Source organism: Nocardia sp. NPDC055029 (assembly GCF_053608525.1).
In genome coordinates this window covers 20852-36972 of sequence record NZ_JBSGVQ010000058.1, presented here as the reverse complement: position 1 = coordinate 36972, position 16121 = coordinate 20852, and the positions used below count along the sequence as shown (strand labels likewise).

At 69.5% G+C, this 16121-nt stretch carries 10 protein-coding genes; 6 read left to right on the top strand and 4 right to left on the bottom strand.

Translation table 11 applies throughout. The features are described from left to right. Positions 1 to 26: 26 nt before the first annotated feature. On the bottom strand, positions 27 to 983 hold the full coding sequence (locus ACWF9G_RS32385; RefSeq protein WP_452519942.1) for a cupin domain-containing protein: 957 nt from the start codon (positions 981 to 983) through the stop codon (positions 27 to 29). A gap of 82 nt (positions 984 to 1065) precedes the next feature. Between ACWF9G_RS32385 and ACWF9G_RS32380 the strand changes: the two genes are divergently transcribed. Further along, on the top strand, positions 1066 to 1761 hold the full coding sequence (locus tag ACWF9G_RS32380; protein ID WP_379305332.1) for an alpha/beta hydrolase: 696 nt from the start codon (positions 1066 to 1068) through the stop codon (positions 1759 to 1761). Between the two features lie 94 nt (positions 1762 to 1855). Next, entirely contained in the window at positions 1856 to 3013 is a 1158-nt protein-coding gene (locus tag ACWF9G_RS32375) for an epoxide hydrolase family protein (protein ID WP_452519940.1), read from the top strand. Position 3014: 1 nt separating this feature from the next. Here ACWF9G_RS32375 and ACWF9G_RS32370 read toward each other — a convergent pair whose 3' ends face one another. Then, positions 3015 to 3419: a hypothetical protein gene (locus tag ACWF9G_RS32370; RefSeq protein WP_379305328.1), complete on the bottom strand. Its 405-nt coding sequence runs from the start codon at positions 3417 to 3419 to the stop codon at positions 3015 to 3017. 72 nt (positions 3420 to 3491) lie between these two features. Here ACWF9G_RS32370 and ACWF9G_RS32365 point away from each other — a divergent pair, with 72 nt between their 5' ends. Continuing rightward, positions 3492 to 9599, top strand: a complete 6108-nt coding sequence (locus ACWF9G_RS32365; protein ID WP_452519938.1) for an amino acid adenylation domain-containing protein — start codon at positions 3492 to 3494, stop codon at positions 9597 to 9599. A gap of 33 nt (positions 9600 to 9632) precedes the next feature. Here ACWF9G_RS32365 and ACWF9G_RS32360 read toward each other — a convergent pair whose 3' ends face one another. Then, entirely contained in the window at positions 9633 to 11141 is a 1509-nt protein-coding gene (locus ACWF9G_RS32360; protein ID WP_452519937.1) for an AMP-binding protein, read from the bottom strand. Positions 11142 to 11203: 62 nt separating this feature from the next. Beyond that, a complete protein-coding gene (locus ACWF9G_RS32355; protein ID WP_452519935.1) occupies positions 11204 to 12484 on the bottom strand; it encodes a lipase family protein in 1281 nt (426 codons plus the stop codon). 95 nt (positions 12485 to 12579) lie between these two features. Between ACWF9G_RS32355 and ACWF9G_RS32350 the strand changes: the two genes are divergently transcribed. From ACWF9G_RS32350 to ACWF9G_RS32340, 3 genes are all read left to right on the top strand, one after another. Continuing rightward, a complete protein-coding gene (locus tag ACWF9G_RS32350) occupies positions 12580 to 13260 on the top strand; it encodes a TetR/AcrR family transcriptional regulator (RefSeq protein WP_452519933.1) in 681 nt (226 codons plus the stop codon). A 149-nt stretch (positions 13261 to 13409) separates the two neighbouring features. After that, positions 13410 to 14888, top strand: coding sequence for a serine/threonine-protein kinase (locus ACWF9G_RS32345; RefSeq protein ID WP_452519931.1), 1479 nt, complete (start codon positions 13410 to 13412; stop codon positions 14886 to 14888). Next, entirely contained in the window at positions 14875 to 16119 is a 1245-nt protein-coding gene (locus tag ACWF9G_RS32340) for a DUF7373 family lipoprotein (RefSeq protein WP_452519930.1), read from the top strand. Before ACWF9G_RS32345 ends, ACWF9G_RS32340 begins: the two co-directional genes overlap by 14 nt. The last annotated feature ends 2 nt before the right edge of the window (positions 16120 to 16121 follow it).

Sequence of the window (16121 nt, the reverse complement as noted above, 5' to 3'; positions counted from 1 at the left end):
CACCTACTCGGGTGCGCCGCCGTCGGTCATTGTGCGCGCTTGCGCCAGCGCAGGGGTGGCATGCCGTAGCGGCGGTGGAAGGCGCGGTTGAAGGCGGCCTCGGAGTGATAGCCGACGGCGCCGGCGACGCGGCCGACCGGTTCGGTGGTCGAAGCGAGCAGATGGGCGGCGTGTTCGAGACGCCGGTCGGTGACGTAGGCGCCGGGGGATCGGCCGAGTAGCCGGGTGAATCGTTCGGTGAAGGTGGAGCGGGACAGGCTGGCCAGTGCCGCGAGTTCGGCGACCTGCCACTGGCGGTCGGGGTGGTTGTGGATCGTGGTGAGGACCGGGCCGAAGGCGGGATCCAGCGCCGCGGTCAGCCAGCCGGGGGCGGCGTCGTCGGCGGACCAGGCACGCAGCGCGTGGATGAACAGCAGGTCCAGGATGCGCGAGATCATCACGCCGGCACCGGGTCTGGCGTCGGTGACCTCGACGACGAGTAGTTGCAGACTCAGCGTCAGCCAGTCGCGATCGGCGCCGGCGCGGATCAGTACCGCGGCGGGCAATACCGACAGCAACGGATCGGCGATCGTTTCCTCGACCCCGAAAGTGCCGGTGACCCAGCGCGGCGTCGCCGGATCCGTCAGGTCCTGCACGCGGCGGAAACTGTCGGCGGCGGTGAGATCGCGCTCGGCGGGAGCGGGCGATCCGGCGCTGAGCACGTGGCGATCCCCGCGGGCGAGCAATGCCATATCGCCCTCGCGCAGGATGAACGACTGTCCGTCGACGTGGAGCTCGAGGTCGCCTCGCTCGGCGATGTGCAGCAGGCGAATACCACTCGGAATCGCGATCGCGAACGGTGCCGGGGGCGCGCACCGGACGAGCCGATCGCCGCGCAGCCGGACGGTGTGCAGGATGTCCGACAGGGCGTCCAGCTCGGTATCGGGTGCGAGGGGACTGCCAGCGGCCGGTTGATCGGCAAAATTTCCCGGCCTAACAGTCATGGTATTTGCCTCATCATCCAAATATCGTGGATCTTGCTCGTCGCGTCAATCGGCGCGAACCCGACCGGCAGAGAGGAATGACATGGCCGCCAAGCCGACAATCGTTCTGGTTCATGGTTTCTGGGGTGGTGCCGCGCATTGGGCGAAGGTGATCGTGGAGTTGAACCGGCGTGGCTATTCGGCGCAGCACGCGGTCGAGAACCCGCTCACCTCGCTGGCCGAGGACGCCGAGCGGACCAGGAAGATGGTCGCCCAGGTCGACGGCCCGGTACTCCTGGTCGGGCACTCCTACGGTGGTGCGGTGATCACCGAGGCCGGTGACCTGCCCAATGTCGCGGGCTTGGTCTATGTCGCGGCCTTCGCGCCCGATGCGGGGGAGAGCCCCGGTGCGATCAGTCAGGAGCAGCCGCCCGCCGCGTTCGCCGATATCGCGCCGGATTCGGACGGCTACCTGTGGATCGCGCAGGACAAGTTCCGCGAAAGCTTCTGTCAGGACCTGACTTCCGACGAGGCGCTGGTGATGGCGGTGACACAGAAGGCACCGCTCGCCTCGACCTTCGGTGACACGGTGACAGCGCCCGCGTGGAAGGCGAAGCCCAGCTGGTATCAGGTGTCCACGGAAGACCGGATGATCCATCCGGACAACGAGCGCCGGATGGCCGCGCGGATGAACCCGCGCAAGACCATCGAACTCGCCGCGAGCCACGCGTCGCTGGCCTCGCAGCCGGGGCCGGTGACCGACCTGATCGAGACGGCGGCGCGCGACATCGCGGACTGAAACGCCGGAAACGGCGGCGGAGCGATCCGCCGCCGTTCCGCTGTCCGCGGCGATGGGGCCGAAGTCGTCCGCTGCGGTCCGTAGCGTCGTCGGTATGAGTAGCGAGATCGTCCCGTTCCACATCGACACCGCCCAGTCGGACCTGGATGACCTGCACCGCAGGTTGACCGAGGCGCGCTGGCCCGACCAGCAGCCAGGCGCGGAATGGAGTCGCGGTGTGCCGGTGGAGTATCTGCGGGAACTAGCCGAGTATTGGCGCACCACCTACGACTGGCGGGCCGCCGAGGCGGAGCTGAACACGTATCCGCAGTTCGTCACCGAAATCGATGGCCAGCGGATCCATTTCCTGCATGTGCGCTCCACGCGGCCGGAGGCGACGCCGTTGCTCCTCACGCACGGCTGGCCGGGGTCGGTCGTCGAATTCCTCGACGTGATCGGCCCGCTCACCGACCCCGGCGCCCACGGCGGCGACCCTGCCGACGCCTTCCACCTGGTGATCCCCTCCCTGCCCGGGTACGGATTCTCCGGTCCGGTAACCGAACCCGGCTGGAACGCGCCCAGGATCGCCGCGGCGTGGGTCGAATTGATGAGCAGGCTCGGCTACGAGCGGTATGGGGCCCAGGGTGGCGACTGGGGCGCGTTCATCACCCCGGAGGTCGGGCGCGCTGGCGGTGACCGGGTGATCGGCATCCACGTCAATGCCGCGACGTTCGGGTTCATCCCGTTCGGTCCGGTCTCCGATGCGGAGAAGGCGACGATGACCGAGGCCGAGCTCGCCCGGCTGGACCGGCTCGAGCTGTTCAAGAGCGAGGGCAGCGGCTACTTCCGCATCCAGTCGACCCGTCCGCAGACGCTGGCCTACGGCCTGCACGATTCACCGATCGGCCAGCTCGCCTGGATCGTCGAGAAGTTCAAGGAGTGGACGTTCCCGGCCGACGGCCTCCCCGAGGCGGCGGTGGACCGTGATCGCCTGCTCACCAATGTGATGCTCTACTGGCTGACCGGCACCGCGGGCTCCTCGGCCGCCCTCTACTACGAGGCGATGCACACCCGCTCCTGGCCCACCTCGCCGTTGACTACGCCGACCGGTGTCGCGGTCTTCGCCGAAGACGTCGCGATCCGCCGTTACGCCGAGGGCAATGCCGACATCGTGCACTGGTCGGAGTTCGACCGTGGCGGGCATTTCGCGGCGATGGAGGCGCCGGACCTGCTGGTCGGGGATATCCGCGCGTTCTTCCGGGGTCTGCGCTGACTCAGCGATCCCACGGTGCCCGCAGATCCGGGTCGTCGAAGGCTTTCGCCGCGTCCAGGTAGAGCGCGGAGATCCGGTGCTTCACCCGGTCGCGGTCCGCTTCGGAGATGTCGGCTTGATCGAGCCGGGCCGCGGCATTGGTGACGGCGTGGAAGACCCGGGTGGGCTGTCCGTCGATGATGTCGGCGACCGGGAACTTGTAGTCGGCCTCGGTCGCCGGGTTCCCGCCGGGCTGCCGGTACAGATAGATGCCGGCCAGCTTGCGCGGATCGCCCTTGGCCCATTCGAGCGCGTCGTGCTCGGCGCGGTGACCGTTCCATTCGTGGTCACGCGGCGCCCACGGGAGATCCAGATCGGCGGCATTGTCGGAGGTGGGCGGGACATCGCCCTCGGAGTGCGCAACCATGTTTCCTCCTCGTACGGCGGCGACGGAGCAACGGCACCGGGGACGGCGCGACGTCATGGATCACTGTCCGCCATGATAGCAATCACGCCGCTACCTGCGGTTTGCCCATGGAAATCGGGCTTTTCCGAGCTGCGTGGTTGCGGATCTAATCGGGAGATGACCGCGATCGGACAGCAGGCCACGCTCGGTGCGATCCTCGGTCGCGGCGGCACCGGCGACCGCATCGCCATTGTCGACGGTGGCTGTACCTGGACCTACGCGGCCCTCGCCGACTCGGCGAATCGGCTCGCCAGGGAGCTGATCGCGCACGCGGTCGGCCCGGAAACCGTAGTGGTGCTGGCGCTGCCGCGCTCGGCGGAGCTGGTGCGGGCGGTGTGCGCGGTCGCGGCGACCGGCGCCGCGATTCTGCCGATGGACCTGCGCCAGCCGCAGGCCCGGCGACGCTATCTGCTGGCCGACTCCGCCGCCACGATCGGCATCACCACCCGGGCGATGCTCGCCGACCTGCCCGCGTGGATCACCTGGCTGGTGCTCGACGACCCGGACCTCGTGCGGCGCTGCGCCGACCGCGATCCGGCTCCGCTCACCGACGCCGATCGCGTCCGGCCGACACACCTCGATCAGCTCGCCTACGTCCTCTACACCTCCGGGTCGACCGGTGCGCCGAAATCCGTCGCGGTGACCCATCGCGGTCTGGCGCCGCTGGTCGCCGAGGTGTCTGCACGGCTCGGCCCCCTGCGGAACGCGCGCGTATTGCATTCTGCCTCACCGGGTTTCGACATCTTCGTGCACGAACTCGTCCTGACCTTCACCCACGGCGCGACCGCGATCATCGTGCCACCGGAGATCACCGGTGGCGGTGAGCTCGACGAGCTGATCGCGGGGCAGCGCGTCACCCACGCGGTGCTCACGCCGGGCGTGCTGGCGACCCTCGACCCGAACCGGCACGTGACGCTGCGTGGACTGGTGGTGGGCGGTGATGTCTCCGATCCGGCGCTGGTCGCCCGCTGGGCGCCCGGCCGGACTTACGTGAACAGCTACGGCCCGACCGAGACGACCGTGGTCGTCACCGCAGCGCGGCTGGTGGCGGGCGGGCCGGTCGTGCTCGGTCCGGTGTTCGACGGCTGGTCGGCGCGGATCCTCGACGAGCGGTTACGTCCGGTGCCGCCCGGCGAGCCCGGTGAGCTGTACCTGTCCGGGCCTGGTGTCGCGCGCGGCTACCGGCGCAGGCCGGGTGCGACCGCGACGCGCTTCGTGGCCGATCCTTTCGATCCGGCGGGCGCGCGAATGTATCGCACCGGCGATCTGGTCCGGGTGCGTGCCGACGACGGCATGACACTGGAATTCCTCGGCCGCACGGATTTTCAGCTCAAGGTGCTCGGCATCCGGCTCGAGCCGGGCGAGATCGACGCGGTGCTCACCGGACATGAGGCCGTCCGCTCCGCTATCACGACCGGGTGGCGGACCCCGGCGGGTGCGCTGGTTCCGGTGAGCTATGTGACGCCGGAGCCGGGGCGCGCCGTCGATACCGGCGCGCTTCTGACGTTCGCGCGGGAACGGCTCGCCGCGCACGCGGTGCCCGCGGCGGTGGTTGTCCTCGACGAGCTACCGCTGACCCCCGTCGGCAAGGTCGACCGGGCCGCGTTGCCCGCCCCGGTGTTCGCGTCGAACGGTGGTCCGGCGCCGACGGATTCGGTCGAACGGCTGGTCGGCACCGTCATCGCCGGTCTGCTCGGCGTGGAATCCGTCGGTGTCGACGACGACTTCTTCGCCCTGGGCGGCAACTCCCTGCTCGCCGCCCAGCTCGGCGCGCGATTGGCGGCGGCGACCGGCAAGCACGTCCCGGTGCGCACCGTGTTCGACGCGCCGACGGTGGCGCGGCTCGCGGTGGCGGTACGGCACCTGTCGAAGACCGCGCCGCGGCCCCCGGTGACCCGCCGCGGTCGGCCCGCATCGCTGCCCCTTGCTCCTGCCCAGCAACGCTTGTGGGTCCTGAACCGGCTCGACCACCGGTCACCGGCGGACAACATCGCGCTGGCGGTGCGGCTGCGCGGGCCGCTCTCGGTCGCCGCGCTGCGAGCCGCATTCGATGATGTGGTCGAACGGCACGAACCGCTGCGCACGCTCTACCTCGACGAGGACGGCGTCGGCAGCCAGCACATTCTGCCGATCGATCGCGCGCGTACCGCTCTCGCCACGGTTCCACTCCAGGCGGCCGAGCTCACTGCCGCGCTGGCCGAGTTCGGAACGGACGGTTTCGATCTCACCACCGAATTGCCGCTGCGGACACGTCTTTTCGCCCTGGGCGAGGACGATCATGTGCTGGCCGTTGTCGTCCACCACATCAGCGCCGACGGCTGGTCGCTCGGTCCACTGCTGCGGGATCTGCTCGGCGCGTACACGGCGCACCTACGTCAGACCGGGTGTCGCCGAGCGAGTTTCCCGACAGCTGGCACCTCCGCCGATCCGGCACTCGCGGCGGGTGTGGTGCCTGAGGCAGATCGGGTGCCTGGGGCGGGTTCGGCACCCGAGGCACGACGGGTGCTCGCAGCGGATTCGGTGCCCGGGGCAGGTCGGGTGCTCGCGGCAGATCCGGCGGCCGAGGCAGATCCGGCGCCCGAGGCGGATTGGGCCCGAGGGGAAAGTGGGCCGCTCGCACGCGCGCTTGCGCCGCTGCCCGTCTCGTACGTCGATTACGCACTGGCGCAGTGGGACTGGATCACGCACGACAACGGTGCGGCGATGCTTGACGGGCAGCTGCGGTATTGGCGGGCCAGGCTCGCCGGACTGGCTCCGCGACTGGAACTGCCGGTCGACCGCCCGCATCCGCCGGTCGCGTCCGGGCGCGGTGCGGTGAGCACCTTCGAATTCGACGCCGAGCTCACCGCCCGGATCCGCCGGATCGCGGTGGCGCACGGCGCGACCCAGTTCATGGTGCTGCACGCGATACTCGCGGTGGCACTGGCCCGCTCCGGTGGCGGCGCGGATATCGCCATCGGCACACCGGTGGCCGGGCGCGCCGGACCAGAACTCGACGATCTCGTAGGCATGTTCGTCAACATGGTCGTGCTGCGCATGACGGTCGACCCGGCCGACCCCTTCACAGCGTTGCTCACCCGCGCCCGCGACATCGACCTCGGCGCACTGGCCAACGCCGACATCCCGTTCGAACGGGTCGTCGAGGCGCTGGACCCGCCCCGCACCCGCGCACACCACCCGCTGTTCCAGGTGGTGCTCACCGCCGCGACCGATGCGGGCACGGTCGGAACCGACCTGGGCGGACTGACAGTCGAACCCGTCGACCCGGTCGAATCCCCGGCGAAATTCGACCTCCAGCTGACGATGTCGGACCCTGCCGCGGCCACCATCGGCGTGGCAATCACCTACGCGACCGATCTTTTCGACCGCGAGACGATCGACCAGCTCATCCACACCGTGGAGCGGATCACCCGCGCGGTTACCGCGAACCCGTCGGCAGCGGTCGGCGACATCGACCTGATCGACGAGACCGGCCCATCGGCAGTGCGGGCCCCCGCGCCGATCCGCACCGACCAGCGGACACTGGGCGATCTGTTCGACCTTGCCGCGCACCGTCATCGGAATGCGGTAGCGATCCGTGCAGGCGAAACCACCGTGACCTACGGGGAACTCGACGACCGCAGCGCCGCCCTAGCCAGGGAACTGATGGCGGCCGGGGCAGGTCCGGAGCGTCGGGTCGCCGTCCTCATGCCTCGCTCGGCCGACCTGGTCGTGGCGATCGTCGCGGTGGTGCGCAGCGGGGCGGCCTATGTTCCCGTCGATCCCGACTATCCCCGCGACCGGATCGACTATCTGCTGGCCGATGCTCGGCCGGTATGTGTGATCGCGGCGGGCTTGACCGTACTCGGGGTCGACGAGCCGGGACAGGGGGCGGTGACCCGAACCGAACCGGTCCGCAGTGCCCGGGCGGACAACGTCGCGTACGTGATCTACACCTCCGGCTCGACGGGGGCACCGAAAGGGGTGGCGGTCGAGCATCGTCAGGTCGTCGCGCTGCTCGAGCGGACCCGGCGCGTCCTGTCGACCCGGTCCACCGATGTGTGGGCGCTGTTCCATTCGGTCGCGTTCGACTTCTCGGTGTGGGAACTGTGGGGTGCGCTCACGACCGGTGCGACGCTCGTCGTCATCGACAAGGACACCGCGCGCTCACCGGAGCAGCTGCGGGAGCTCCTTGTCCGCGAGCGGGTTTCGGTGCTCGGTCAGACCCCATCCGCCTTCGCCGGGCTGGACGACGCCGATGCTCGTGCCACCGGTGCTCGACTTGCGTTGCGCAGCATCGTCTTCGGTGGTGAGGCCCTCGATCCGCGACGGCTCGCCGCTTGGATCGGTCGGCACGGCGCCTCAGGTCCCGCACTGGTCAACATGTTCGGCATCACCGAGACCACGGTGCACGTCACGCACACGAGGATTGCCACCGGTGCTCACACCCGGGCGGGCAGCCCGGTCGGCCGGCCGCTCGACGGACTCACCGTGCAGATTCTCGACGACCGGTTGCGGCCGGTGCCGACGGGTGTCGTCGGCGAGATCTACGTCGCCGGTGCGCAGGTGACGCGCGGCTACCTGCGCCGGCCCGGTCTGACCGCGACCCGGTTCGTCGCGAATCCCGGTTCCGTGGGCGGTGTCCTGTACCGCTCGGGTGACCTCGGCCGGTGGACACGCGAGGGCACACTCGAACACTTCGGGCGCGCGGATCGGCAGGTGAAGATTCGCGGTTTCCGCATCGAGCCCGCCGAAGTCGAAGTGGCACTGCTGGATTGCCCGGGTGTCGGCGCCGCCGCCGTGGTGGTGCGCGATGATCCGGCGACCGGTCCCCAGCTGGTCGGCTATGTCGTGCCGGGTGGCAGGAAAGGTGCGATCACCGGCGGTGGCAACGGTGCGATCATCGATGCCGGGAACTCCGCGGTCACCAACAACGCGATCACCGGGGGCGGGTACACACCGCTCACAGGTAACGGGGTCCGCGCGCAGCTGCGTGATCGGCTGCCCGAGCATCAGGTCCCCGCGGCGGTCGTCGTCATCGACGCGCTGCCCCTCACCGCGAACGGGAAACTCGATCTCGGCCGGTTGCCGAGCCCCGCGTTCAGCTCCGATCGTGCCTACCGCGCGCCCCGGGGCGCGGTAGAGCAGCGGATCGCGGCGGTGTTCGCCGAGTTGCTCGGTCGCGATCGGGTCGGCGCCGACGATTCGTTCTTCGACCTCGGCGGCAACTCGATGGTCGCGACCAGGTTGGTAGCGCGGCTGCGCTCCGAATTGCCGGCCGAGGTCGCCCTGGCCTGGCTGTTCAGTGATCCGTCCCCGGCCGGTCTGGCACGCCGGATCGCCGAGGACACCGGCGAGGAATCGGCGCTGGCGCCGGTGCTCGCCCTCCGCGCGCGTGGTAGCGGCGCACCGCTGTTCTGCGTCCATCCGGTGGTCGGCCTGTCCTGGAGTTTCGCCGGTCTGTCCACCGAGCTGGACTGCCCGCTGTACGGCGTGCAATCCCCGGCGATCGTCGAGGACGCGCCGCCGCCCGAGTCGATCGACGCGCTCGCCGCCGACTACGTGACCAGAATTCGCGCCGTCCAGCCGCACGGACCGTACCGGCTGCTCGGCTGGTGCGTCGGCGGCGTGATCGCGCACGCCATGGCCGTGCGATTGCAGGATCTGGGGGAGCAGGTCGACGTGCTGGCGATGCTGGACTCCTTCGTCGGCGACGTCGGCTACCGCAGCGAGGCGCCGGTGACCGTCGGCGACCTGCTCGGACAGTTCGGCACCGAACACGAACTCGCCACGCCCGTCACCGATTTCACGCCGGAGGACGCCGTCGCACTGGTGTCGAACCTGCCCGGCCCGTTCGACGAGCTGACCGAGGAACGGGTGCGCCGGCTCTTCGCGGGCATCCTGCACGCCCAGGTGATCGGTGCGGCACATCGCCCCCGCGTTTTCCACGGTGACCTGCTGTTCTTCACCGCGGACCGCGACGACCGCGGCGAGGGCAGAGCAGCCGGGGCGTGGCGGGACCACATCGCCGGGAACATCCGCGATGTCGCCGTCGACGCCACCCACTGGGACATCACCGGCGCGGCCGCGCTGCGAACGATCGGGCCCGTGCTGGCCGCCGCGCTCGAGGGGTGGGCGACGGCACAGCGCGCCGCGAGCTGACGGTGGTGGCGGCCCCTCGTCGCCACCACCGGGTCAGTGCAGCGCGGACAGGCCGCGACGGTCGATCTTCCCGGTCGGCGTGCGCGGGAGTTCGTCGACGAACACCACGTCACGGGGAGCTTTGAACCGGGCCAGATGGGATTTCACATACGCGCGGACCGCGTCGGCGTCGAGGTCACCCGCACGGACGACGAAGGCGGCGAGGCGCTGCCCGAACTCCTCGTCGGGGACGCCGATCACCGCGGCCTCGGTGACGTCCGGATGCCGGTAGAGCAGGTCCTCGACCTCGCCGGGAAAGACGTTCTCGCCGCCGGAGACGATCATGTCGTCGTCCCTGCCGTCGATGAAAAGCCTTCCGGCGGCGTCGAAATGGCCGAGATCGCCGGTGCTCATCAGGCCGCCCCTGAGCTGTTTGGAGCCGCCGCCGGAGTAGCCGTGGAAGGCGATCGAGTTGCCGACATGGACGGTGCCGACGATTCCCGGCTCGCTGACCCTGGTGTCACCGTCGTAGAGCGCCACGGTGATGCCGACCGGCGGTCTACCCACCGTGCCGGGAGCGGCGATCCAGTCCTCGGGGGTGGCGATGGTGGCGGTGCCGGTCTCGGTGCAGCCGTAGAAGTTGTAGATGACCGGGCCGAACGACTCGATCGCCCTGGTGCCCAGCGACGAGGGTAGCGCGGCGCCCGCCGTGAACACGATCCGCAGCGAGCTGGTGTCGGTGGCGGACAACACTTCTGGGCCGAGATCGAGAATGCGGCGCAGCATCGTCGGTACCAGCACCACCATGTCGGCACGATGCTCGCCGATCTGGGTGAGCGCCCGGTGGGCATCGAACCGGCCGTGCACCACGATGGTCGAGCCCAGATTCAGCGCCAGAATGAACTGCGAGAGCGCCGTGCCGTGGAACAGCGGCGCGCACAACAGCATGGTCTGCCCGCGACGCAACGGCACCCGATCGACGAATTGCGCACCGGCCAAGGGCGATTCGACCCGTCGCGGCGCACCCTTCGGCGTTCCGGTGGTACCGCCGGTGAGCAGGACGAAACCGCCCTGCTCGGCCGGGACGGGCGCCCGGGTTCCCGGATCGGCACCCGCGGTATCGAGCAGAGTGATGCCGTCGGCCAGCTCACCGCCGAGAGCGGACAGGCTCTGGTCGAGCACGAGGGCCCCGACCTGTTCCCTGGCCAGCACATCACGCAGTTGCGCCGCACCGAAACCGGTGTTGAGCAGCACCAGCCGCGCACCGAGTTTCCCTGCGGCGGCCATGGTTTCGACCAGCGGCAGCCCGTCGGGGCACAGCACCCCGATGGTGTCCCGCGCGGTCAGGCCGTCCGCGTGCCAGCGGGCCGCGATCGCGTCACTGCGCTGATCGAGTTCGCGATAGCTGACCCGCCGAGCACCGTCGACCAGCGCGATCCGATGCGGTGTGCGCCGCGCCGAGGTGCGGATGCCGCCGGCGATCGGGCCGAAAACGCGCATCGCACGGGCGGTGCGGACGAGCTGATCGGGACGCCGCAAGTCGACGAGTCCGGCCCGCTGCATGACACGGAGCTGTCGTGCCGCTGTGCTCGCGGCACGTGCCCAGGTAGCCGCGCGAGAACGGCTCAACATACCCGCGGCCCCGGGTCCGCGCCCGCGGTTACCGCGAGCAGCCAGGCGACGGTCCCGATCTCGGGAACGATCTCGGCACTGATGTGCTCCGACATCGGCACCCAGAACATGCGCAGATTCACCCCGCGCGCACAGTAGGCGGTGGCGATGTCGTCGATGGCCAGTTCGGCGGGCAGCAACTGATCGGTGGTCGAATGCCACATGAGCAGGGGAATGTCGGGGGTGTTCTCGGGGCGGCCGAAGCTCGCCGCCGACAGCGCTTCGTGCGCCGCGGCCAGCGCCGCCTGCGGATCGGTCAGATAGTCGACGACCGGGCGCAGCAGGGTGGAGGCGACGGCGGTGTAAAGGCAGCGGTTCTCCAGATCGCGGGCGACCTGGTGTCCCTCCGGAGTGAGGTACCGCTGCAACGCCTGATCGAACTCGGGGTATTCGCGGGCCAGGCCTAGGATGGCGAGCCAGCCGGTGAAGTTGGCCTGCGGCTGCTGACCCGAGATGGCGAACGGCGCGATCGCGACCTTGTCACCCGGGATGCCGCCCTGGGCGCTGCCCCGGATGTCGAGCTCAGGGGCGTAGTGGCGGCGCTGTTCGGCCGCCGACGCCGAGGAATTGCCCCCACCGGAATAGCCCCACAGGCCCACCGGCGACGCTGCGAGACCGAGGCCGCCGCGCTGCGCCGCGCGGATACCGTCGAGCACCATCCGGCCCTCGGCCGGGGACATGATCGTGTTCCGCTTGCCGTCGAAATCGGTGACGACCACCGCGGCGCCCGCGGCCAGGAACTGCGCCATCAGCGCGACTTCCTTCTGGATTCCCGCCCGCAGCGTGTACGAGGGATTGCACTGCTGACCGAGGCTGTCGATCGCCTCCTGATACGAAATCAGCGGGCGCGCACCGGGACCCAGCCACGGAATGCCGGGCACGAGCACCGTGGTCGCGGTCGCGAGCGGGTTGTCCTGGGCATCGGTACTGCGGAACAGCAGCTGGGTGGTGTGCACCGGGACGGGGATGCCGAGCGTGTAGGTCTGCACGACGCGGCTGCGGATGACATCGCCGTTGGCGTAGCCGCCGAAGTCGGCCGGATCGTCGTACCAGGGGTCGTTCTGCGGTGTCGGCAGCGGCACGACCGCCGGATACACCTGTGCCTCGTTCGGCAGCGGCGGCAGTTCGAAGTCCTCGGCGACGGCGGGGCGCGCGGCCAGTGCCAGCACCGCGACGCTGAGCAGGGCGGTGGCGCCGAGGCGCCGGGATCGGTAGGTGGCCGTGCTGCGCTGCATGGCATCTCCTTCACTAGGTGATCCCGATTACAGCAGGTTCTCTTGTTCAGAACAAGAGTTCTTGTTCTTATTGCGTGATCGGTAGGCTGAGCTGCGTGACGTCGACCGAGAAGACTCAGCCTCGCTCCCGGCGCATCCAGGGTCTGGACGCCGAGCAACGCCGCGCGCGCAGGCGCGAGCAGATCCTGGCGGCCGCGTTCGAACTGATCGCCGCCGAGGGGTACGTCAACACCGCGATCGAGCAGATCTGCCAGACCGCCTTCGTCGGCAATAAAGCCTTCTACGAACTGTTCGACAGCAAGGAGTCCTGCTACCTGGCCCTGCTCCAGCAGCTCAGCGAACGCGCGCAAACCGAGGTCGCCACCGCACTGGCCGAATGCACCGGCGACCGCCACGAGGTGATCTCCACCGTCGTCGCCGCCTTCGCCCACGCCCTCGTCGACGACCCCCGCGTCGCCCAGGTGACCTTCGGCGAAGCCAGTGGCATCTCGGCCAAGGTGGAACAGCAGCGCCGCGTCAACCGCCGCTGGGCCGCCCAATTCCTCGAAACCCTCTGGCGCGAATACGGTTTCGTTCCGGACGGCGGCATCGGCATCGACCTGCACGCCCTCGCGGTCTCCACCATCGGCGGCCTCTTCGACACCGTCGCAGACTGGTTGCATCAGACCGGCGCGGGCTCCACCGGCGAGATCGACACCCTGATCAGGGATCTCACCACGTTCACCGACATCGTCCATCTGGGATTGGCGGCTGCGGCTGCCCGCTCGACGGACTGAGCGAAGTCGAGGTTTGCCGGCGCGAATTCGGGGTAGGGGCGTGTTAATCTTCGGAACGCGTTCGCCGAGAGGGTGATTCGCTGATCGGAGCTCGGGGGGAATGGTGGCGCGCCGAATTCTGGGCCGTGCTGAGCTGACGGCTGCGCGGGGTGACGGTCGCGGTGTTGCGGCCGGGTGAGGAATTCGCCGGGTATCGCATTGTGCGGCAGCTCGGCGCGGGTGGCATGGGTGCGGTGTATCTGGCTCGCCAGCCGCAGTTGGCTCGGTCTGTCGCACTGAAGGTGCTCACGGGCGAGGACGACGCCGAGAGCCGGGCGCGGTTTCTGCGCGAGGCCGAATTGGCTGCGCGCCTGCAGCATCCGAATGTCGTCTCGGTCATCGACCGCGGGGTGTCCGACGGGCAGCTGTGGATCGCGATGCAGTTCGTGTCCGGTAGCGACGCGTCCGAGGTCGCCCGCCGTGGTCTGTCCGCGGAGCGCGCAGTGCACATCGTCACCGAAGCGGCCAGGGGTTTGGACGCCGCGCATGCGGCCGGACTGCTGCATCGCGACGTGAAGCCGGCCAACATCCTGGTCTCCGTGCGAGACGGGGAGCCGGACCGGGTGCTGGTCACCGATTTCGGGATCGCGCGCGCGGTCGAACAATCCACCGCGCTCACCGCAGAAGGCACCATCCTGGCCACCTTCGCCTACGCGGCCCCCGAACAACTCGAGGGCGGCGCGATCGATCACCGCGCCGACGTGTACGCCCTCGGCGCCACCCTGTTCCACCTGCTGACCGGGACGGTCCCGTTTCTGCGCGACGATCCGGTCACGATGATGTACGCGCATCTGACCGCGCCGCCACCCCGCCCGAGTGCGGTGAAACCGGCGCTGTCCCCGCGGTTCGACGCGGTCATCGCCCGGGCCATGGCCAAGGAGCCGCGCGACCGCTACCCCAGTTGTGGCGCGCTGGCCGAGGCGGCGAACGCGGCGTTGCACGGCGAACCGGAGCCGGAGCTGCCGAATCCGCGTCGCAGGCAGCGAGTCCTGGTGGCGGGTGCGGTGACCGCCCTCGTCGTCGCGGTGGTCCTCGGGTTGACGGTGTGGCCGTCGTCGGCGCCGTCGTCGGTCGCCGCGCCGTCGAGCTCGCCTGCCCCGGCTCCGATCGCCGACGACTCCGGGCCCTGGGGTGTCTACAGCTTCGTGGCGGCCCAGTTCCCGAATCTGCTGCCGTCGTTCCCGCTTGCGCTCGGCTATCGGGGAATGTTCTGCCGGGCAGTGGATTCCAAGGACGCGACCACCAGCGTCGCGCTCAATCGCGCACCCGGCGAGCTGGCCACCCTGCGCTGTGACGGCGACGGCGATCCACTCGAAATGGTGGCCGTCACCTGCACGACACAGCGCACACCACGGCCGAAACCCAACTTCGTCTTCGGCTCCCAGCGCGGCGAACAACGCTGGACCAAAGGTGCCGAATCCGGCACGGCGGTGTGGGGTGACGGCACGACCGCGAACGGATACATCTACGGGATGATGGTCACCTTCGACAGCCCCGACCGGAACTTCTGCTACCTCTACTCGTTCGGCTACAACGAGATCGCCGGTCGCGACCTGTTCGAGAAGTGGTGGATCGATGCGCCGCTCTAGCCGACTGCTGCGGTGGCTGCCGCCGATCCTCGTCGCGGGTCTGCTCGCGGGCTGTGGCGAGACGCTGCCGGGGACACCGCGACCCGCCACCCCGGATTTCGCGGGACTCGATGTCGGACACTGGAATACGAGCCCGCTCGCGGTGCCGGACAACGGCAACGCCGCCTACGGTCGAATTCTCGAGTCGGTACGGATCGCCGAGGCGGTGATCCACCCGGTCGACCTCGATTCCACCCTTCTGTACTCGGTGACGGCGCTGGTTCCGACCCCGCTGGCCTCGGTCGGCATCCTCGCGGCCGCCGCCCGGCCTGTCCTCGCCGAACACGGCATGGTGGCAGGGTATTCGGTGACCGCGGCCGACACCGGTGGCGAACGAACGACGCTCGCCGCACGGTCGACGCTGACGCGGGTGACCGTGCTCAGCTTTCCCGACGCCGCCGCGGCGGCATCGGCCGCGCGGGAAGTCGGGGCCGCCGATTTCGCGGCGGGGCCCGGCAATCAAGCCGTCGAGATCCCCGGATATGAAGGAGTGCACAGTCATTGGCGTCCCGGCCTGCCGACGCTCGGCGTGTACGCCGCGCACGGTTCCTTCCTGGTGGCGCTCTACATCCGGCTACCCGAGCCCGACGCGACCGCCTTGGCGACGGTGGCGGCGACCGCACTCGACGCCCAGTTGCCGAGACTGGACCAGTTTGTGCCGACCCGCGCCGAACAGCTGAGCGCCCTGCCGCTGGATCCGGATGCGATGCTGCGCCGCATGCTTCCTCTGCGCTCGGAACAGTGGACCTACCCGTCCCTGAGCCGCCGCGAGAACTACTTCGACGAAGTCACCGTCGCCATCGGGCTTCGGATGATCGGCGGCGTCGTCCTCGGTCCCGGCGCCGTCGATCACGAAGCGCGCGGCGAGCAACGCGAGTACGGGATCGAGCGGGAGGCGGTGGCCGGTGTGGAGACCCTCTACCGGCTCCGGGACGCGAACAGCGCGCGGCGCTATTACGACATGATCGTGCGGTCGATCGCCGAATCCGGTGACGGCGATCGCACGGTGATCACCGCGCCCGCCGCTGTCCCGGACGCGCACTGCTACCGCATCGAATTCCATGGCGCCGATCCCTACCACCGTTGCTACCTGCTCGATGGCGAATATGTGGCGACGGTGATCGGTCCGGACGAGACGTTCGTGCGACGCCGGGCCGCTGCCCAGTACGTCCTGCTGGTCAACAGTCGGTAGGG

Bases quoted from the DNA above. Each gene is read 5' to 3' on its own strand.
- ACWF9G_RS32385 (WP_452519942.1), bottom strand. From the start codon at position 983: ATGACTGTTAGGCCGGGAAATTTTGCCGATCAACCGGCCGCTGGCAGT.
- ACWF9G_RS32380 (WP_379305332.1), top strand. From the start codon at position 1,066: ATGGCCGCCAAGCCGACAATCGTTCTGGTTCATGGTTTCTGGGGTGGT.
- ACWF9G_RS32375 (WP_452519940.1), top strand. From the start codon at position 1,856: ATGAGTAGCGAGATCGTCCCGTTCCACATCGACACCGCCCAGTCGGAC.
- ACWF9G_RS32370 (WP_379305328.1), bottom strand. From the start codon at position 3,419: ATGGTTGCGCACTCCGAGGGCGATGTCCCGCCCACCTCCGACAATGCC.
- ACWF9G_RS32365 (WP_452519938.1), top strand. From the start codon at position 3,492: ATGATAGCAATCACGCCGCTACCTGCGGTTTGCCCATGGAAATCGGGC.
- ACWF9G_RS32360 (WP_452519937.1), bottom strand. From the start codon at position 11,141: ATGCAGCGGGCCGGACTCGTCGACTTGCGGCGTCCCGATCAGCTCGTC.
- ACWF9G_RS32355 (WP_452519935.1), bottom strand. From the start codon at position 12,484: ATGCAGCGCAGCACGGCCACCTACCGATCCCGGCGCCTCGGCGCCACC.
- ACWF9G_RS32340 (WP_452519930.1), top strand. From the start codon at position 14,875: ATGCGCCGCTCTAGCCGACTGCTGCGGTGGCTGCCGCCGATCCTCGTC.